The following is an 18600-nucleotide window of genomic DNA, read 5'->3' as shown; positions in this document are numbered from 1 at the left end:
AGCACCCCATGGCCTGGACCAGGGATGAAATGGCTGCCATTGCAGCCGAAGAATTGAACGACGGCGACTACGTGAACCTGGGAATCGGCATTCCCACACTGGTGGCCAACAACCTGCCCGACGGCGTCCGGGTTGTCTTGCAGAGCGAGAACGGCCTGCTGGGCATGGGCCCGTTTCCGTACGAGGGCGAGGAGGACGCCGACCTCATCAACGCCGGCAAGCAGACCGTCACGGTCCTGCCCGGCGGAAGCATTTTCGACTCGGCCACGTCCTTCGGCATGATCCGCGGCGGCCACGTGAAGGTGGCAATCCTCGGCGCCATGCAGGTGTCCGGCAGCGGAGACCTCGCCAACTGGACCATCCCCGGAAAAATGGTCAAGGGCATGGGCGGCGCCATGGACCTGGTGGCCGGGACCCCGCGGGTAGTGGTCCTCACCGAACACAATGCCAAGGACGGCAGCGCCAAGATCGTGCGGCAATGCAGCCTGCCCCTTACGGGACTGGCGTGCGTGGACCGGATCGTCAGCGACCTGGCTGTCTTCGACCTCTACAAGAACGACGACGGCGGGCGGCAGCTCACCCTGACCCGGCTCGCTCCCGGGGTCACCGTGGAGGAGATCCGGGAGAAGACGGAGGCCGGCTTCACCGTCGCACTGGATGACGCGGCCGCCGCAGAACCCACCCTGGAAGGAGCCACGGCATGAGCCTGCAGGAACAGTTTGGCAAGGATGTCCTGCTGACCGGCTGGGGCCACAGCCGGTTCGGCAAGCTCAGCGATGAGACGCTGGAATCCCTAATCGTCCAGGTGTCCACCGAGGCCATTGCGAATGCAGGCATCGAGCCCGGCCAGATCGACGAAATCTACCTCGGCCAGTTCAACTCGGGCATGATGCCCCTGGCATTCCCGTCCTCGCTGGCGCTGCAGGTCTCACCCGAGCTTGCCAACGTTCCCGCCACCCGGGTGGAGAATGCCTGCGCCTCCGGTTCGGCCGCATTCCAACAGGGCACAAAATCACTGCTGGCCGGCACCGCCAAGACCGTCCTGGTGATCGGCGCTGAGAAAATGACCCACGCCGGCGCGGACGTGGTGGGGGCCGGCCTGCTGGGCGCCGACTACGACATGGCGGGCAAAGCCTCCACCACTGGCTTCACGGGGCTCTTTGCCGAGGTGGCCAAGCACTACGCGAAGCGCTACGACGCCGACGGGAACCTGGGCGACGTCCTGGGCAGCATCGCCGCCAAGAACCACCGCAATGGCGTGGACAACCCGTACGCCCAGCTCCGGAAGGATCTCGGCGAGGAGTTCTGCCGCACCGTCTCGGACAAGAACCCCATGGTGGCCGATCCCCTGCGCCGCACTGACTGTTCCCCCGTCTCGGACGGTGCTGCCGCCGTCGTGCTGTCCACCTCCGCTGCCAGCGGCGCCACCGCGCCCGTGCGGCTCGCCGGCTTCGGCCAGGCCAACGACTTCTTCCCGGCAGCCCGCCGCGACCCGGTGGCCTTCAACGCCACGCGAATGTCCTGGCAGCGCGCATTGGCGATGGCCGGCGTCGGAATCGAGGACCTGGACTTCGCCGAAGTGCATGACTGCTTCACCATCGCCGAACTGCTGATGTACGAGGCGATGGGGCTGGCCGAACCGGGCCAAGGCGCCCGCGCACTTGAGGAAGGCTGGGTGTACAAGGACGGCAGGCTTCCCGTCAACGTCTCCGGCGGCCTCAAGGCCAAGGGCCACCCCGTGGGCGCCACCGGAGTGTCGCAGCACGTCATCGCCGCCATGCAGCTGTCCGGGACCGCCGGGGCCATGCAGTTGGCCAACCCCCGCCGCGCGGCCGTCCAGAACATGGGCGGCGTGGGCATCGCCAACTACGTCAGCGTCCTCGAAGCCGTCTAACCCCCTCGGCCCTGGGAGGGTTAGCCGCGGGAACGGATCAGGGCCGCGATCCCCGCGAAGCCCAGGCGGTCCGCATTTTGCAGGGCGGTCCTGCCTTCGGGGTCGCGGATCTCGGGGTCTGCGCCGGCCTCGAGGAGCAGGCGGACCACCTCCTGCTGCCGCGGCCCGCCGCTGTTCAACAGGATGGCCTCCTGCAGCGCGGTCCAGCCCAGGTTGTTGACATGGTTCACCGGCACTCCCGCCTCGATGAGGATCTGCACCGTCTCCACATGCCCGTGCTCGCTGGCCGGAATCAGCGCCGTGCCGCCGTACCGGTTGGTGCTGGCGACGTCGACCCCGGCGGCCAGGGTCAGCGTGAGCACCTCGTTGTAACCTTCCGCTCCCGCGTAGAGGAACGCGGAATCCTGGATGGCATCCTTGGCGTTCACGTTGCCCCCGCGCGCAATCAGCTCCCGGACCAGCGGCGCATCGTTGGCTTTGGCGGCGGTGATGAGTTCCTGGTCAAGCTGTGTCTGTTCCGCTGCGGACAGTACCGGTGCAGCGGGAGGCTGCAAGGTTGGCGGCGGGGTTGGCGGCGGGGTTTCAGGACCGGCAACGGCCGACGGCGGAGGGGCCGGCGGCTGCTGCCCCTCCTTCGGCGCCGCCTGGCACGCCGTTACCGACACGGCAAGGCAGGAGACCACACACAGGGCCACGGACCACCTCATGCGCCCAGCCTACTGAGCGGCGGCAGCGACGGCATCGGCTCCGGCTGCCGCGCATGCCTCGTCCAGGGCACCGTCGGGAGCACCGCCGACGCCGATGCCCGCCACGGAAACGCCGTTTACCTTCAACGGGACACCTCCAGCGAGGAAGAGCGTGCCGGGAAGGTCGGCAATGCTGGGACCGGTTCCGTTGACCCGCTTGGCGAGTTCACTGGTGGGGGCACCAAACGCGGCTGCGGTGTAGGCCTTCTGCCGGGCCGCCTCAATGGTGTGCTCAGCGGCGTTGTCTCCGCGCAGCAGCGCCTGCACGGTCCCGAAGCGGTCCACCAGCGCCACTGTGACGAACGGCAATATGTCCGCCTGGCACTTGGCAAGCGCGGCCTGCACGGCCTTGGCCGAAGCGCCCACGGAGATCCGGTTTTGCTGCACAACGTTCTCGGGTATCGGCTGGATGTCTGCGGCGGGGACAGCCGTTGAAGCGGGGCCGGCCCCGGCGTTGGCGGCTGCCGTCACACCGGCGGTGAGGGCAAGGGCGCCGGCGGCTGCGGCGGCAAATACTTTCGTGGACTTCTTCATGCTGTTTTCCTTTGGTGGGCAGGGCCTGAACGGGTACGCATCAATCCTTCCGGGAACAGCCCTCCGTGCCATCGGGCCTTTGGCTGCTCCATCCTGCTCCAAAAGGCCAGCCGTATCAGCCAAAAGGCTGAGAGACGCAGCGAAGGCCCGGGCAATAGCATGGTGGATAGCCTTCCCCCTCCCCGAACCGGAATCCCATGCCTACCCGAGCCTCCGCCCCTTCCCCTGCCGATGCCGCTGCAGATGCAGATGCCGCGGCAGGGATCCTGGCACGCCGCGCGGCCAGCACCAGGAATGCCGCCCCAGTCCCCTTGGCCGGCATCGCCGCGGCCGTCCACCTCGGTTTTGCCGTGCTCCTGGTGGCATCCCTGGTCCGCTACGTGATGCGCCACAGCCCTGCGGACAACCTGCTGGTCCTGGGACTGGCCGCGGCCGCCTGCCTGCTGTACGCCGTCGTCGCCGTCCTGGCCTGGCGGAAGCGCCCGGGGGTGCCGTGGGTGTTCGCCCTGGTGGCAGTCTGGGCCGTCCTGGTCATCGCGGCGCCCAGCTTCGCCTGGTGCTCGTTCGCGCTCTTCTTCCTCAGCCGGAGCGCCTTGGCCGGCGGCGCCGCCTATGCGGCAGCGGGCGTGACCGCCACTGCCACTGCCGCCGGCCTGTTCCGGATGAGCGACGGCACGGACCTGGCCATGCTCCTGGGGCCCCTTGCAGTGGGAGCCATGCTGACGCTCATCTACGACAGGATCCAGGACGATGCCCAGGAGCAGCGCCGGCTGCACGCGGAAGTTTCCCTCGCCCAGGGTCAGTTGGCGGCCAGCGAGCGCCGCGCCGGAACCATTGCCGAGCGTGAGCGGGTCTCCCGGGAAATCCACGACACCGTGACCCAGGGGCTGGCGAGCAGCCTGCTCCTGCTTGAGGCGGCTGGACGCGCCTGGCCGGAGCCCGCCGCCCGGGCGGACCTGAACCGGGCCACCACCCTGCTGCGGGGAAACCTGTCCGAGACCAGGAGCCTGGTGCATGAGCTCGCGTCCCCTGGCCTGGACGGGTCCGCGCTGCCGGATGCCTTGCTGGTGGCGGCCAGGCAGTATGTGCCCGAGGTCCGGCTCCTGGTCACCGGCGAGCCCCGCCCCGTGCCTGCTGAAGTCCGCCACGCCCTGCTCCGCGTGGCGCAAAGCGCCGCCTCCAACATCGCACTGCATTCCGGCGCATCCATTGCCACGGTGACCATCGGTTACCTGCCGGACACGGTCACGCTGGATATTTACGACGACGGTGCGGGCTTCGATCCTGCGGCGGCAGCACCGCCGTCGAACACCGGAGGGTACGGACTGCGTGCCATGCGGCAGCGCGTGGAGCAACTGGGCGGGACCTTCTCGGTACAAAGCGCCCCCGGTGAAGGGACTATCGTGGCAGCCCAGGTCCCCGCACCCGGGGACGGGCGGCATCCAGTGGAGGACCAAGCATGAGCGCGATCACCGTGCTGCTGGTGGATGACCATCTGGTGGTGAGGAGCGGGCTGCGCGCCCTGCTGGGCACCCAGCCCGACCTGCAGGTGACCGCGGAGGCGGCATCCGGGGAGGAAGCGCTGCGACTGGTGCAGGAGCACGGGCCGGCTGTGGTGGTCATGGATCTGGCCATGGGACCGGGGATGGATGGGATCGAGGCGATTCGAAAGATCCGCGAGCGCAACCCGAGGCAGGCCATCCTGGTGTTCACCACCTATGATTCCGACGCGGATATTGTCCGTGCCGTGGATGCCGGGGCCATGGGTTATTTGCTGAAGGATGCCGCGCCCGAGGAAATTTTTGCGGCCATCCGGGGCGCGGTCCAGGGCAAAAGCGTGATGAGCCCGCCAGTGGCGTCGCGGCTGTTCCAGCAACTGCGCAACCCGGAGGAGGTCCTCACGCCGCGCGAAGCGGAACTGCTGAGCCTCCTCACCCAGGGGCTCAGCAACAGGGAACTCGGACAGCGGCTTTTCATCTCTGAAGCCACCGTGAAAACGCACCTTGCCCACATCTATGCCAAGCTCGGGGTGGACACCAGGGCAGCCGCAATCGTTGCCGCCATCCGCCGTGAAGGGATGCGTTGACCTCGACAAATGTGGCGTTACCCTTGCAACCGCGGCCTGCGCCCCGTACGTTGGGGACTGCGGGGGACGTTCTCCCCGCACTCCTGGCCGATGGCCCGGGGAGAGAATCAGAGTCACACGAAGGAATGCAGCCATGGCAACAGGCACAGTTAAATGGTTCAACGCCGAAAAGGGTTTTGGCTTCATTGCCCCCGATGACGGGTCCGCTGACGTTTTCGCCCACTACTCCGCAATCGCCAGCAGCGGATACCGCTCACTCGATGAGAACCAGAAGGTTGAATTCGATGTGACCCAGGGCCCCAAGGGCCCGCAGGCGGAGAACATCCGCCCGCTCTAAGGCTTAGGTGACCGCCGGTCCGCCGGCGGAACCCCGTATCCTGCAGCGGCCTCTTCAGCATCTTTGCTGGAGGGGCCGCTGTTTTGCTTCCCTCCTGCTTCCGCTGCCCCGCCGACGTCCATTTTTGGGATAATTGCCTGGTGAGCGGACAGCACCAGGACCCCTGGGAAGAGTTCGACAGGCTCGGACCTGCAGTGCCCGACCGTGTTCCCGGGCACCCCGGCGGCGAACCCCTCGGCTTCGGTTTCCGCACCGGAGTCCGCAGCGCGCGGGTCGCCCTGGGGTTTGCCATCTACACCCTGGCCCTGGGGACGGTCCTGGCCCTGACCGGATGCGTGGTGTTCGCCGCCCGGGGCCAGTGGCTCCTGGTAGCCCTGATGCTGGCCATCGAGGCGGCCTTTATCTTCGCCTTCAGCCGGCTGGTGGCCCTGGCCCGGACACGGTCCCCCCGCCGCCCACCGGGCCATGGGTTCCCCGAAAAACCTGCTTGACCTTGACGCAGCGTCAACCCCTACGCTCAAAGCATGCAAGCAACAGAGGGGAAGGCGGGGCCAGACTGGTCGATCCAGGACGTGGCCCGGATTACCGGCACCACCAGCCGGACCCTGCGCCATTACGACGACATCGGGCTGCTGAAACCCAGCCGGGTGGGCAACAACGGCTACCGCTACTACGACGGCGCCGCCCTCCTGCAGCTTCAACGGATCCTGCTCCTGCGGGAGCTTGGGCTGGGCCTGCCGGCCATTGCCGAGGTGTTCCGCCAGCAGGGGGATGCAGTGAGGGCTTTGAGCAGCCACCTCGAGTGGCTGGGCCGGGAACAGGAAAGGCTGTCGCGGCAAATGGCATCCGTCCGGCAAACCATCGAGAAAGTGAAAGGAGGAGGCGACATGGTGGCGGAAGAGATGTTTGACGGCTTTGACCACACGCAGTACAAGGACGAGGTGGAAGAGCGCTGGGGCAGGGACGCCTACGCGAAGAGCGACGCCTGGTGGAGGGGCATGGGCGTGGCGGAAAAACGGGACTGGAAGGCACGTGCCGAACAGCTCGGAAGCAGTTGGCTGGCTGCCGCCGCTGGAGGAATCCCGGCCGACGGGCCGGAGGCTGAGGACCTGGCTGGACAGCACGTCGCCTGGCTGGCTTCCATCCCGGGTACACCTGCCTCTGAGCGCGGTGGAGATCTTAAAGGCTATGTCATCGGGCTGGCGGAGATGTATGTTGCGGACGCGCGGTTCGCTGCCAACTACGGGGGCGAAGCCGGGGCAGGATTCGTTCGGGATGCGCTGCGGGCGTACGCGGAGAAGCACCTGTAAGCGCGCAGCCGCCTTCGGCGGCAGTCAGGCCGGTCAGCCACGCAGCTTCCGTAAGGCCGCTGCGGTCCCGGCCAAGGCGGCCGCGCCCATGATCCGACGCTGCGCGGTGCGACGCCTGCCGTGCCAGCCGCCCGTAACCGAACCTTTTCGAATCGTTTCGGATGGGCGGTGGAGGTTTCCGGCGGTGATGGGCGTGGGCTTCCGCCGGGGCAGCTGGGTTTTGTCCACCTGCCGGGCGATGGCGCCTTCCACCTTCCGGGGGCTGACCTTGTGCTGCAGGATCAGCAGGCGGCCCGCTGGTCCCCCCACCACGGTTTCCCGCCGGGGCCGGGTAATGGTTTTCTCCACGGCCCGCGCCACCCGTTCCGGCGTGAAGACAGGAGGCATCGCGGACGCGCGTCGGCCCGTGTAATTGGCGGCATGCTGGTAGAACGGTGTGTCGATGGTGGCCGGGAGGACAGTGCATGCGTCCACACCGGACACCTTTTCCAGCGCCAGCTCAGACCGAAGGCTGACGGTGAGGGCACGGACGGCGGCCTTGGACATGGAATAGGCCGCGTTGTAGGGCAGGGGGGTTTCTCCCACCACGGAGGCAATGTTGATCAGGACTCCGGAGTTTTGGGCAGCTTGCAGTTTCAGGGCCGCACGGGCACCGTTCACGTAGCCGGAGATATTGACGTCCAGGACCCGCTGGAAGTCCGCGGGCGGAATGTCGGCCAGCCGTCCGAATGCCGCTACCGCCGCGTTGTTGATCCACACATCGAGCCGTCCGAACTCCGCCACGGCACGTGCTGCCAGGCCCTCCACCATCGCCGGATCCGTTACGTCCGTTGTTACCGCCAGCGCCTCTGCGCCGCGTTTCCTGCATTCCTCCGCCACTGCTTCAAGTTCTTTGGTGCCACGGGCCGCCAGGACCAGCCGGGCTCCCTTGTCCGCTAAACGAAGCGCTATGGCCCGCCCGATTCCGCTGGACGCTCCGGTGATGACAACTACTGATTTCCTGATGCGCATCGGATTCCCTTCCGCCTCCGCCAAGGGAGCATAACTAAAGTAAGTATGCTTATCTCTTTGATGCTAGCCAGTGGCAGGCCCAGGGACAACGGCAAGGGCCTGCGCCGCAGCAGCACCGCCGCGCACTGGCCGGCCTGCGCGGCGCCCCGGCGGGCGCGGGTTTCAGGTGAATGCAGGTGTCGTGTGAATGCGGTTGTCGGGCGACTGCCCCCGTCACGTGAATGCCGATTTACCTGTCACGGCCCGGCCCACAATGAGGGAGTTGATCTCGTAGCTGCCCTCGTAGGTGTACAGGATCTCCGCGTCGCCGAAGAGCTTGGCCATCTCATAATCCGCGCTGATACCGTTGCCGCCCAGCAGGGAGCGTCCCATCGCCACTGACGCCCGCGCGAGCCTGGTGGTGGTGGCTTTTGCCATGGCTGCCTGCACCATCTCCAGCTTGCCCTGCTCCTGGACCCTGGCAAGCTGCACCATGAGCGCCAGCGATGCGGTGGCGTTGCCCAGGATGTCCGCAAGCTGCTGCTGGACGAGCTGGAACCCGGCCAGTTCCCTGCCAAACTGCCGGCGGCCCAGAGAGTAAGCGCGGGCTACGTCGAAAGCGGCAAGCTGGATTCCCGCGGCCTGCCAGCCCACCCAGGCCCTTGAGTCCCGCAGGAGTTCGTTCGCCCTGCCAAAGCCGGTGGCTCCCGGCAGCAGGTTGGCAGCCGGAATCCGGACATCCTGCAGGGTAATGTCGGCGTTTTGCATGATCCGCAAGCCGATCTTGTTGTTGATCTTGGCGGCCGCATAGCCCGGCCGGTCCGTTTCGACAATGAAGGCTTTGATCTGCAGGTCTGCCTCGTCCCGGGCCCACACCAGGGCGAAATCGGCGATGGTTCCCGCCCCGATCCAGCGCTTTGAGCCGTTCAGGACCCACTCGCCGCCATCCAGCCGCGCCGAAGTGGCGAGCCCGCCGGCGATGTCCGAACCATGCTCGGGTTCGGTCAGGGCAAACGCCCCCAGCCGGGTGAAAGTCTTCAGCCCCGGCAGCCAGCGGCGCTTCTGTTCCGGGGACCCCAGCAGGTCAAGGGTGCCGATGATGAGCTCGTTGTGGATGCCCGCCAGCGCCGAGAGGGAAACGTCCGCCCTGGCCAGCTCGACGTACATGAGTCCTTTGAAAAGCGTGGAGCTGCCGTCCAGCTGCAGGGCGCCGAGGCCGTGCCCGCCCATCTCCGCCAGCAGGCCGAAGGGGAACTCTTCACGGTTCCAGTAGTCGATGGAGGCCTTGCGCACGTCGGCCTGCAGGAAGTCGCGGATGTCCAGGTACCGCATGTGTTCATGCGGCGGCAGGAGGTCTGCCACGTACATGAGGTCGGCATCGGGGAACGGAACTTCCTTGCGGCTTTCCCGGGGCTGCACCGGCGTCAACCCCTTCCGCTTCCCTGACGATTGGATGTCCTAGTATATTCACAACGCAGGCAAAGGGTGACGCAGGTCACGCGGGTGAAAGGTTCTCTATGGGTATTCCGCTGCCCCGCGATCCCATTGCTGAAGCACGGCGGAACTGGGAAGAACACGGCTGGGCGGACGTCGCAGCCTCCATGGCCGCCATCACGGCCATCATGCGGACCCAGCAGATCCTGCTGGCGAGGATCGAGTCCACCCTCAAACCCTTCGGCCTGACCTTTGCCCGTTACGAGCTGCTGGCGCTGCTGAGCTTTGCCCGGAACGGTTCGCTGCCCATGAAGAAGGCGAGCGCCCTGCTCCAGGTCCACCCCACGTCCGTCACCAATGCGGTGGACCGGCTGGAGCGCGCCGGGCTGGTGGCGCGGTCCCCGCATCCCACGGACGGCCGGACCACACTGATAGAGCTGACCGCCAAAGGCCGGGCCCTGGCCAAACGGTCAACAGCGGCGCTCAATTCAAGGGTCTTCAGCGCTCCGGGCTTCGAGCCGGCCGACGTGGACCAGCTGATCCGCATCCTGGCGGCGTTCCGCCGGAACGCCGGCGACTTCACGGACGATGGCAAGTAAAGGGAAAACTGCGCGGCGTGGTCCGTCAGCTGTTGACTTTCTGCCGCTTCAGCCGCCTGGCCACCAGCAGGGCCACGGTGACGGCCAGTGCGCCATACACCGCGTAGTTCAGGAACCGCGAGTACTCCTCGATCAGCCGGTATTGGGTGCCCAGCAGGTACCCCAGTCCTATCAGGGCCCCGTTCCACAGTCCGCTCCCCGCCACCGTGTACAGGCTGAAGGTCCCCAGCGGCATGCCGGATGCCCCGGCCGGGAGTGAGATGAGGCTGCGGATGCCGGGCAGCAACCGCCCGAAGAAGATCGAGGACCTGCCATGGCGGCGGAACCAAGCAGCTGCGCGCTCGAAGTCGTCCCGGTCCACCAGGGGCAATTTTGACAGCCCGCGGATGGAACGCTCGAGGCCCAGCCTGGCGCCAAGCCAGTAGAGGAACAGTGCGCCCAGGTAGGCACCGAGGGTGCTGGTGACAAAGATAAGGACCAGGTTCAGGGACCCCTGCTTGGCCAGGTAGCCCGCCAGCGGCAGAATGACTTCGCTGGGAATGGGCGGCAGCACGGTTTCTGCCAGCGTAAAGGCGCCCACTCCCCATTCACCCAGCTGTTCGATGGCCCGGGCGGCCATACCCACCAGCCCGGTGAGGTTATCCGTCGATCCCGCTGCGTCCCCCGCCATTCCCCACATACAACTCCCCGTCCGTATCCAGGCCTTTCTGCCCTGTCTACCTTACGCACCTGTGAAAAGTCTGGGTCGTGCGGGGTTCAGGCCGGCCTGGCCCGGACGTGCATCCGCTCCCCCTGGGTCCCGAAGAGACTGAGGAATTCCACTGCCTTGCCGTCGGCCCGGCCAAACCAGTGCGGTACCCGGGTGTCAAACTCCGCCGCTTCGCCTGCTTTGAGCACCAGGTCCCGGCTGCCCAGCACCATGCGCAGCTTTCCGTTGAGGACGTACAGCCACTCGTACCCTTCGTGGACTTTTGGATCCGGTTCTTCCAGCGGCCCGGCAGGCAGGATGTGCTTGTACGCCTGGATCCCGCCGGGCTTCCGCGTCAGTGGAACAATGGTCATCCCGTGGGCCTCGATGGGGCGCAGGTGGACCCGGGGATCACCGGTAGCGGGAGCACCTACAAGTTCATCAAGGGGCACCTGGTGCGCCTTCGCCAGCGGCAGCAGCAGTTCAAGGTTGGGCCGCCGCTGGCCGGATTCCAGCCTGGAGAGCGTACTCACCGAAATACCGGTGGCCTCGGCAAGGGCTGACAAGGTTGTTTCGCGGCTCAGCCGGAGGGCCCGCAACCTCGGACCGACAGCAGCCAGGACATCGTCCATCTGGTCATCCATACTGTCATTTTGCCATTACGGCAAAACACTTTGCCAGTTCTGAATGTGCCGTTCCAGGCTTGAACCATGACCAAAAACAAAGAACCAATTGCAGACGTCCTGATTATTGGGGGCGGCGCGGCCGGTCTCAGTGCAGCCCAGATGCTGGGCAGGTGCCGCCGCTCCGTGACAGTGGTGGACAACGGCCAACCGCGCAACGCCCCCGCCCAGGCAGTCCACGGCTTCCTGTCCCGGGATGGAATCAACCCCGCCGAGCTCCTGGCAGTCGGCCGTGCCGAGGCAAGGCAGTACGGCGCGGTTATCGTCCGGGGCACTGTGCTGGCTGCGGGTGGAAATTTGGAGCAGGGCTTCGAGGTAACGCTCGACGACGGCACGCCCCTTCGCGGCCGGCGCTTGCTGGTTGCCACGGGCCTCGTGGATGAGCTGCCCGCCATCGAGGGGCTCCGCGGGCGCTGGGGCAAAGACATCCTGCACTGCCCGTTCTGCCACGGATGGGAAGTCCAGGACCAGGCCATCGCGGTTGTGGGCAGCGGTCCCTGGTCCGTGCACCAGGCACTGCTTTTCCGTCAGTGGAGCAGCAACATCACCCTGTTCCTCAACGACAAGCTGGTTCCCGCAGACGCCGACGCTGAGCAGCTGGCATCACGGGGTGTCAAGGTGGTGGCCGGGCGGGTGGAGGCCGTAAGGGTTGAGCAGCGCCGGCTCCGGGGGATCGCTTTGGCGGGAGGCCCGGAAATCGCCGTCGAGGCGGTGGTGGTGGGACCCACCGCCCAGGCCCGGCTGGAAGCTTTCGCCGGCCTCGGACTGGTTCCGTCCGTCCACCCGGCAGGCGTGGGCACCTACCTCGAAACCGATGCCGACGGCGCCACGTCAGTCCCCGGCGTCTGGGCAGCGGGCAACGTCACGGACCTGAAGGCCCAGGTGCTGGCCTCGGCGGCAACCGCGGCCTGGACCGCCGTCGTGATCAATAACCACCTGATGGCCGAAGAAACGGCGGCAGATGTCCGCGCCTACCGGGAGAAACTTACCCTCACCGGTGCTTGAACCCGGGCTGGCGTTTCTCGGTGAACGCGGCCATCCCTTCCTTTTGGTCCTCCGTGGCGAAGAGGGAGTGGAACAGCCTGCGTTCGAAGAGGACGCCCTGCGCGAGTCCGGTTTCGAAGGCAGCATTCACGGCTTCCTTGGCCACCATCGCCACCGGCTTGGACTTGGACGCGATCACCTCTGCCACCTTGATGGCTTCGTCCACCACGTCCTCGGCCGGGACCACGCGGGACACCAGCCCGCACCGGTCCGCTTCCTCCGCCCCGATGAAACGGCCGGTGAGGATCAGGTCCATGGCTTTGGCCTTGCCCACCGCGCGGGTGAGCCGTTGCGATCCGCCCATGCCCGGCAGGACACCGAGGTTGATTTCGGGCTGGCCGAACTTCGCGTTGTCCCCGGCGATGATGAGGTCGCACATCATTGCCAGCTCGCACCCCCCGCCCAGCGCGAACCCGGATACCGCGGCCACGGTGGGGATACGGAGCCGGGTGAAGTCCTCCCAGCCGCGGAACCAGTCGGCGGCGAACATGTCCATGTAACCCTGGTCCGCCATCTCCTTGATGTCTGCTCCGGCGGCGAAGGCCTTCCCGGAGCCTGTAATGACCACCGCCCCCACCCCGGGATCGGCATCCATGGCCCTGACGGCGGACACGAGTTCCTCCATGGTTGCCTTGTTCAGTGCATTGAGGGCCTGCGGCCGGTTCAGCATTACCAGGCCCACCCGCCCCCGCTGCTCCACCAGGATGTTGGCGTATTCCGTCACTCGGGGCTCCCGTCGTCGTGTGCTGCGCCGGCTGGTTCAGCGGGCGCTGCGTTGGATGATGCGTTATCTGCTGCAGTGTCCGGTCCGGCGCCGGCGGCGTGGGTGGACTTGTCCCGGATCTCCGTGATGATGCCCGAGAAGTCTCGCGCAGCTCCCTCCCCCGCCGCAAACGATCCGTAGATCTCCGCCGCGAGGGGCCCCATCCGCGCGGCCACGCCCGTGCTTTGCAGGGCGTTAAGGGCCAGCTTGAGGTCCTTGGCCATCAGGGCTCCGGCGAAGCCCGGCTGGTAGTCCCGGTTGGCGGGACTGCCGGGAACGGGACCGGGTACGGGGCAGTTGGTGGTAAGGGCCCAGCACTGCCCCGATGCCGCCGATGCCACGTCGAACAGCGCCTGGTGGCTCAGGCCCAGCTTTTCGGCCAGGACAAAAGCCTCGCTGACCGCGATCATGGAGACGCCCAGGATCAGGTTGTTGCAGATCTTGGCGGCCTGGCCCGCACCATGGCCTCCGCAGTGGACCACGCGCTTGCCCATGACCTCCAGCAGGGGCCTTACCGCTTCGAAGTCCTCGGCGCCGCCGCCCACCATGAAGGTCAGGGTGCCGGCCTCGGCGCCCACCACGCCACCGGAAACGGGGGCGTCCACGGAACGGTGTCCGGCGCCGACGGCCAGCTCCGCTGCTTCCCGCGCCTCATCAACGTTGATGGTGGAACAGTCCAGGAACATGGTTCCGGGCCGGGCTGCCGCCAGGAGCCCCTGCTGGCCTTCCATCCCGCGGTAGGCATCCAGGACCTGCTGCCCGCCGGGGAACATGGTGAGGACAACATCAGCCCCGGCCACCGCTTCCGCGGCACTCGCTGCAACAGGAACCCCCTTGGTCCGCGCTGCTTCCAGCGCAGCAGGCACCACGTCGAAGCCTGTCACGGGATAGCCTGCCGCCACGAGATTGAGGGCCATGGGCCCGCCCATGTGCCCGAGGCCCAGGAATGCGACAGTGTATTTCTCAGGCATGGTCAGGCTCCTTCGGGTTCGGTTCCCGGCTGAAGTGCAGGGCTGGCTGCAGGTGCACCGTGGAGAGGTCCAGTTCCCGGCTGCCCAGCGGTTCGAAGAATCCCTCCACCCGCGCCGGCAGCACCTCAGCAAGGGTGGGCGGGTCCCAGCGCGGGGTCCGGTCCTTGTCCACCACCTGCGCCCGGATGCCCTCCCGGAAGTCAGGCGCGGCCAGGAACCGGAGCCCCACCCGGTATTCCTGCGCGAGTGCTTCGTCCAGTGTCCGTCCCCTGATCCGGCGCAGGGAGGCCAGCGTGACCTTCACCGATGTGGGCGACTTCGCTTCGATAGTGCCGGCAGCTGCCACAGCATCGGCACTTCCTGCACCTTGGTAGGCCCGCAGCCGGCGGACAATCTCCTCGGCGTCATCGGAGGCGTAGCAGTCATCGATCCACTGCCGCTGCCCTTGCAGCACTGAAGGCGGGGCTTCTTCGCTGCAGCGGCCGACGGCGGCCTCCGCGGGTTCCGCTTCAAGCGCTGCCACGAGTGCGGGGAGTTTTTGGGACGGAACGTAGTGGCTGGCCAGGCCCAGGAACAGGGCATCCGGGCCAGTAAGGTGGGCCCCCGTCAGGGCGGCGTGGGTTCCGGTTTCACCGGGTGCCCGGGACAGCAGGAACGTCCCACCCACGTCAGGGGCAAACCCGATGGTGGTTTCCGGCATGCCCGTCCGCGTACGTTCGGTAACCACGCGGAGGCTGCCATGGGCGGAGATTCCCACTCCGCCGCCCAGCACCAGCCCGTCCATCAGGGCCACATAGGGTTTGGGGTAGCGGGAGATGAGGGAGTTGAGCCGGTATTCGGCCTCCCAGAAATGCGCCGTTTTGTCACCGCCCCCCAGCATGTCATCGTAAATGGCCACGATATCGCCACCGGCACACAGCCCCCGGTCACCCGCGCCCTGCACCAGGACCGTGGCAACGCCGTCGTCGTCCGCCCAGGCGGTGAGCTGCTCCAAGAGCCGCTCCACCATGCCCACCGTCAGCGCGTTAACGGCCCGGGGCCGGTTGAGCGTCATTACGCCCAGCCGCCCGCGGCGCTCGAACACCACCTCGCCGGCGCCGTCCGCCGTGAAGCCCCCGCCTGTCATCCCGCCCGCTGCACTTTCCGTCATCAACTTCCTTCCGGCATCACGAAACTGGCGCCGTGCCGTAGTCCCGAAGGCCAGCGCGTGGTCACCGTCTTGGTTTTGGTGTAGAAGCGGAACGCGTCCGCGCCGTGCTGGTTGAGGTCCCCGAAGCCCGAGGCCTTCCAGCCGCCAAAGGTGTAGTAGGCAAGGGGCACCGGGATGGGGACGTTGATGCCCACCATGCCCACGTCCACCCTGGTGGCGAAGTCCCGGGCGGCGTCCCCGTCGCGGGTGAAGATGCCCACCCCGTTGCCGAATTCGTTCCCGCTGCACGGCTGCAGGGCCTCGTCGTAGCCTGCCGCCCTGACCACGCTGAGCACCGGGCCGAAGATCTCGTTCCGGTAGATGTCCATGTCCGGGGTGACGTTGTCGAACAGCGTGGGCCCCACCCAAAAGCCGCCTTCATGGCCGGGCACGGTGAATCCGCGGCCGTCTGCCAGCAGGGTGGCACCCTCATCCACTCCGGACTGGATGTACCCCTCAATACGTTCCTTGGCGGCCTTTGAGACCACGGGGCCGAAGTCGGAACCTTCCGCCAGGCTATGGCCCACCTTCAGGGCGGCCACGCGGTCCCGCAGTTTGGCCACCAGCCGGTCTGCCGTTTCCGCGCCTACCGGGACTGCCACCGAGATGGCCATGCAGCGCTCCCCGGCGGAGCCGTAGCCTGCACCGATCAGGGCATCCGCGGCCTGGTCGAGGTCCGCGTCGGGCATCACCACCATGTGGTTCTTGGCTCCGCCAAAGCATTGTGCGCGCTTCCCATGGGCTGCCGCGGTGGCATAAATGTACTGGGCAATCGGCGTGGACCCCACAAAACCCACCGCTTTGACCTGGGAATCCTCCAAGAGCGCATCCACGGCTTCCTTATCGCCGTTGACCACATTGAAAACGCCATCGGGCAGGCCCGCCTCGGCATACAGCTCCGCGAGCCGGAGCGGCACCGAGGGATCACGTTCCGAGGGTTTGAGGATGAACGCGTTGCCGGCGGCCAGGGCAGGGCCGGACTTCCACAGCGGAATCATGGCGGGGAAATTGAAGGGCGTAATGCCGGCCACCACACCCAGCGGCTGGCGCAGCGAGTGGATGTCGATGCCCGGCCCGGCGTCGCTGGAAAACTCGCCCTTGAGCAGGTGGGGAGCGGCGGCGGCGAACTCCACTACTTCCAGGCCCCGCTGGATATCTCCCCTGGAGTCGGCGAGGGTCTTCCCGTGTTCAGCGGACAAGAGCCGTGCCAGTGCGTCCAGATCCCGGTTGACCAGGTCTACGAACCTGAGCAGGATCCGGCCGCGCCGCTGCGGATTCATGGCCGCCCACTCCGGCTGCGCCTTCCCGGCGACGGCGACGGCGTTCTGCACCTCGGCGCGGCCCGCCAGCGGCACCAGGGCCTGGACCTCGCCGGTGCACGGATCAAACACGTCGCCAAAACGCCCTGACAGGCCGTCCACATGCCGGCCGCCAATGTAGTGGGACAGTTCGCGGGCCATGACTGGACGCTCCTTCGACTGTGATCCAGGCCATCTTTGATGCGAATATACTCGGACTTCCTACTAACTGCCACTGGGCCGGTCCAGCCCTGGTCCGGGTCCGCAATTCCGGCGCTCACGGTAAGTTAGGAACTGTGAAGATAGCTACCTGGAATGTGAACTCGCTCCGTGCCCGCGCCGACCGTGTTGAAGCCTGGCTCCAGCGCAGCGACTGCGATGTCCTGGCGATCCAGGAGACCAAGTGCAAGGATGACAACTTTCCGTGGGAACTCTTCGAGCGGATGGGCTACGAGGTGGCCCACTTCGGAGTGAACCAGTGGAACGGCGTGGCCATCGCCTCCCGCGTGGGGCTCGAGGACGTGGAACGGACCTTCCTGGACCAGCCCTCCTTCGGCAAGGCGGGCAAGGACCCTGTCCAGGAGGCCCGCGCCATGGCAGCAACCTGCGCCGGGATCCGGATCTGGAGCCTGTATGTGCCCAACGGCCGGTCCCTGGACGACGAACACATGCCCTACAAGCTCAAGTGGCTGGAAAGCCTCAAGACGCACGCGCAGGAACTGGTCACGCAGGACCCGCAGGCCCAGGTGGCGTTGATGGGCGACTGGAACATCGCGCCCTTCGACGAGGACGTCTGGGACATCGACCTGTTCATCAACAACCGCTCCACCCATGTCAGCCCGCCGGAGCGCGCCGCCTTCCATGCCTTCGAATCAGCGGGCTTCACTGATGTGGTGCGTCCGTACACTCCGGGGCCGGGCGTGTACACGTACTGGGATTACACCCAGCTGCGCTTCCCCAAGAAGGAGGGCATGCGGATCGACTTCGTGCTCGCCTCCCCGGCCCTGGCCGCCCGGGTTACCGGCGCATCCATCGACCGCGAGGAGCGCAAGGGCAAGGGTGCCTCGGACCACGCACCTGTTGTGGTGGAATTGGCGGATTGATGACTGCTTCCTGGACCCACGCAAGGAGACCGTGATGACCGGAAACCTCTACCGGGGCCAGGCCGGCCTGCCGTTCTCCTCCACGCTCCGCGTCTACGAGCCGCTGGAGGCCTTCCCCGAGGAACAACAGCAGGCAATCAAGTCGGCAGGGGCTCGTGCTGCGTCCCGTGCCGCCGTCGAAAACGCTGAACTGCTGGCGTCCCTTGGGCGGATCACCCGTTCCGGCGGTGATCCCTTCCCCACCGGCCGAACGGACCTGGTGCGGGTCACCACTGCGCCCGCTCCCGCAGGAGGAACGTCCGACGACGGTGCTGACGCCGAGCCTGTCCTGTTGTACTGCCCCAGCCAGCTGGTGCTGCGGGCAGGACTGGCGGCGAACGCTTTGATGGAAGGCATCCACGGGCCCCTTGCGGAACTGCTGATTCCCGAGGAGCAGCGGGACAAGCACCAGGAACGGATCGACCAGGTCAAGGCCCGCGACGGTTCGATCCGGGTCCACACCCGGGCGTCCACCTGGGGAATTCCCTTCAGCTGGTTCTCGCTGTTCATGGAGTCGGACCGCAAGGACGTGGTGGAATCAGGCGGGCGGATCGTCACGGTCCGGGTGTGGGCGCCAATCACTGAGGCCTTGGAGCGCGCCCGCTATGCGGTGGCCAACCTTGCCCTGGCCGCCCCGGACCTGGACATGCTTGACGACCTGGCCCAGCTCACCGAGTGGCTGGAACAGTTCCATGTGGACTCGATGGTGGAACTGGATTACGGCGCCGTCGCGGACAAGGTGTATCCGGACGATTCGCCCATGGACATCAGGCTGGGAATCGAGTGCCTGGCGGAGGGCGACATGACCGGTGCCGCCGCTGCGTACCGCCGGCTTGCCTCCCGCTGGATCCCCATCCGCCAACTGGCCCGGGCTTCCTGAATCCGCGCTTCC

Annotated in this window: 21 protein-coding genes; 11 read left to right on the top strand and 10 right to left on the bottom strand. The window is 66.7% G+C overall.

Going from position 1 to position 18600, the window contains the following annotated elements; all coding sequences use genetic code 11:
• The first annotated feature begins 8 nt into the window (after nt 1-8).
• Together ASPHE3_RS02685 and ASPHE3_RS02680 are read left to right on the top strand one after the other, a co-directional pair.
• Complete coding sequence (locus ASPHE3_RS02685) at nt 9-704, top strand: CoA transferase subunit B (protein WP_013599694.1); 696 nt, start codon at nt 9-11, stop codon at nt 702-704.
• Nucleotides 701-1894, top strand: coding sequence for an acetyl-CoA acetyltransferase (locus tag ASPHE3_RS02680; RefSeq protein WP_013599693.1), 1194 nt, complete (start codon nt 701-703; stop codon nt 1892-1894). The genes ASPHE3_RS02685 and ASPHE3_RS02680 overlap by 4 nt, the downstream gene beginning before the upstream one ends.
• A 20-nt stretch (nt 1895-1914) precedes the next feature.
• On the opposite strand, the gene ASPHE3_RS02675 is transcribed toward ASPHE3_RS02680, so the two are convergent.
• Together ASPHE3_RS02675 and ASPHE3_RS02670 are read right to left on the bottom strand one after the other, a co-directional pair.
• Nucleotides 1915-2601 carry an ankyrin repeat domain-containing protein gene (locus ASPHE3_RS02675; protein ID WP_041651899.1) on the bottom strand — a complete coding sequence of 229 codons (687 nt, stop codon included), beginning with the start codon at nt 2599-2601 and terminating at the stop codon, nt 1915-1917.
• A 9-nt stretch (nt 2602-2610) separates the two neighbouring features.
• On the bottom strand, nt 2611-3174 hold the full coding sequence (locus ASPHE3_RS02670; protein ID WP_013599691.1) for a GlcG/HbpS family heme-binding protein: 564 nt from the start codon (nt 3172-3174) through the stop codon (nt 2611-2613).
• Between the two features lie 197 nt (nt 3175-3371).
• Between ASPHE3_RS02670 and ASPHE3_RS02665 the strand changes: the two genes are divergently transcribed.
• The 5 genes from ASPHE3_RS02665 to ASPHE3_RS02645 all read left to right on the top strand — a co-directional run bounded on the left by ASPHE3_RS02665 (nt 3372) and on the right by ASPHE3_RS02645 (nt 6907).
• On the top strand, nt 3372-4637 hold the full coding sequence (locus ASPHE3_RS02665; protein ID WP_013599690.1) for a sensor histidine kinase: 1266 nt from the start codon (nt 3372-3374) through the stop codon (nt 4635-4637).
• Nucleotides 4634-5260, top strand: coding sequence for a response regulator (locus ASPHE3_RS02660; RefSeq protein WP_013599689.1), 627 nt, complete (start codon nt 4634-4636; stop codon nt 5258-5260). The genes ASPHE3_RS02665 and ASPHE3_RS02660 overlap by 4 nt, the downstream gene beginning before the upstream one ends.
• A 133-nt stretch (nt 5261-5393) precedes the next feature.
• Nucleotides 5394-5597: a cold-shock protein gene (locus ASPHE3_RS02655; protein ID WP_013599688.1), complete on the top strand. Its 204-nt coding sequence runs from the start codon at nt 5394-5396 to the stop codon at nt 5595-5597.
• A 140-nt stretch (nt 5598-5737) separates the two neighbouring features.
• A complete protein-coding gene (locus ASPHE3_RS02650; protein WP_013599687.1) occupies nt 5738-6088 on the top strand; it encodes a hypothetical protein in 351 nt (116 codons plus the stop codon).
• Nucleotides 6089-6121: 33 nt separating this feature from the next.
• Nucleotides 6122-6907, top strand: a complete 786-nt coding sequence (locus ASPHE3_RS02645; RefSeq protein ID WP_041651897.1) for a MerR family transcriptional regulator — start codon at nt 6122-6124, stop codon at nt 6905-6907.
• A gap of 33 nt (nt 6908-6940) precedes the next feature.
• On the opposite strand, the gene ASPHE3_RS02640 is transcribed toward ASPHE3_RS02645, so the two are convergent.
• Both ASPHE3_RS02640 and ASPHE3_RS02635 read right to left on the bottom strand, forming a co-directional pair.
• Nucleotides 6941-7918, bottom strand: a complete 978-nt coding sequence (locus ASPHE3_RS02640; protein WP_013599685.1) for an SDR family oxidoreductase — start codon at nt 7916-7918, stop codon at nt 6941-6943.
• Between the two features lie 213 nt (nt 7919-8131).
• The gene (locus ASPHE3_RS02635; protein ID WP_081459882.1) at nt 8132-9265 is read right to left on the bottom strand and encodes an acyl-CoA dehydrogenase family protein; all 1134 of its coding nucleotides are present in this window, start codon (nt 9263-9265) and stop codon (nt 8132-8134) included.
• Between the two features lie 149 nt (nt 9266-9414).
• Here ASPHE3_RS02635 and ASPHE3_RS02630 point away from each other — a divergent pair, with 149 nt between their 5' ends.
• The gene (locus ASPHE3_RS02630; RefSeq protein WP_013599683.1) at nt 9415-9930 is read left to right on the top strand and encodes a MarR family winged helix-turn-helix transcriptional regulator; all 516 of its coding nucleotides are present in this window, start codon (nt 9415-9417) and stop codon (nt 9928-9930) included.
• Nucleotides 9931-9955: 25 nt separating this feature from the next.
• On the opposite strand, the gene ASPHE3_RS02625 is transcribed toward ASPHE3_RS02630, so the two are convergent.
• Nucleotides 9956-10609 carry a DedA family protein gene (locus ASPHE3_RS02625; RefSeq protein WP_013599682.1) on the bottom strand — a complete coding sequence of 218 codons (654 nt, stop codon included), beginning with the start codon at nt 10607-10609 and terminating at the stop codon, nt 9956-9958.
• 77 nt (nt 10610-10686) lie between these two features.
• Nucleotides 10687-11262 (bottom strand): helix-turn-helix domain-containing protein, encoded by a 576-nt coding sequence (locus tag ASPHE3_RS02620; RefSeq protein ID WP_013599681.1) that lies wholly within the window; start codon nt 11260-11262, stop codon nt 10687-10689.
• Between the two features lie 66 nt (nt 11263-11328).
• Between ASPHE3_RS02620 and ASPHE3_RS02615 the strand changes: the two genes are divergently transcribed.
• On the top strand, nt 11329-12306 hold the full coding sequence (locus ASPHE3_RS02615; protein ID WP_013599680.1) for an NAD(P)/FAD-dependent oxidoreductase: 978 nt from the start codon (nt 11329-11331) through the stop codon (nt 12304-12306).
• Here the strand turns inward: ASPHE3_RS02615 and ASPHE3_RS02610 are convergent.
• The 4 genes from ASPHE3_RS02610 to ASPHE3_RS02595 are packed head-to-tail and all read right to left on the bottom strand — an operon-like array spanning nt 12293 to nt 16728.
• Nucleotides 12293-13069 carry an enoyl-CoA hydratase gene (locus ASPHE3_RS02610; protein WP_013599679.1) on the bottom strand — a complete coding sequence of 259 codons (777 nt, stop codon included), beginning with the start codon at nt 13067-13069 and terminating at the stop codon, nt 12293-12295. The genes ASPHE3_RS02615 and ASPHE3_RS02610 overlap by 14 nt on opposite strands.
• Entirely contained in the window at nt 13066-14079 is a 1014-nt protein-coding gene (gene mmsB, locus ASPHE3_RS02605; protein ID WP_013599678.1) for a 3-hydroxyisobutyrate dehydrogenase, read from the bottom strand. Before mmsB ends, ASPHE3_RS02610 begins: the two co-directional genes overlap by 4 nt.
• Entirely contained in the window at nt 14072-15229 is a 1158-nt protein-coding gene (locus ASPHE3_RS02600) for an enoyl-CoA hydratase/isomerase family protein (RefSeq protein WP_013599677.1), read from the bottom strand. Before ASPHE3_RS02600 ends, mmsB begins: the two co-directional genes overlap by 8 nt.
• Nucleotides 15229-16728, bottom strand: coding sequence for a CoA-acylating methylmalonate-semialdehyde dehydrogenase (locus ASPHE3_RS02595; protein ID WP_013599676.1), 1500 nt, complete (start codon nt 16726-16728; stop codon nt 15229-15231). Before ASPHE3_RS02595 ends, ASPHE3_RS02600 begins: the two co-directional genes overlap by 1 nt.
• A 134-nt stretch (nt 16729-16862) precedes the next feature.
• On the opposite strand from ASPHE3_RS02595, the gene ASPHE3_RS02590 reads away from it, so the two are divergent.
• Together ASPHE3_RS02590 and ASPHE3_RS02585 are read left to right on the top strand one after the other, a co-directional pair.
• Nucleotides 16863-17669 (top strand): exodeoxyribonuclease III, encoded by an 807-nt coding sequence (locus ASPHE3_RS02590; RefSeq protein ID WP_041651895.1) that lies wholly within the window; start codon nt 16863-16865, stop codon nt 17667-17669.
• Nucleotides 17670-17703: 34 nt separating this feature from the next.
• Complete coding sequence (locus ASPHE3_RS02585; RefSeq protein ID WP_013599674.1) at nt 17704-18588, top strand: hypothetical protein; 885 nt, start codon at nt 17704-17706, stop codon at nt 18586-18588.
• Nucleotides 18589-18600 lie beyond the last annotated feature (12 nt).

It is taken from the genome of Pseudarthrobacter phenanthrenivorans Sphe3 (assembly GCF_000189535.1).
Classification (GTDB): domain Bacteria; phylum Actinomycetota; class Actinomycetes; order Actinomycetales; family Micrococcaceae; genus Arthrobacter; species Arthrobacter phenanthrenivorans.
Note: the sequence above shows the minus strand (reverse complement) of the source record. Positions and strands in the feature narration are given on the sequence as shown.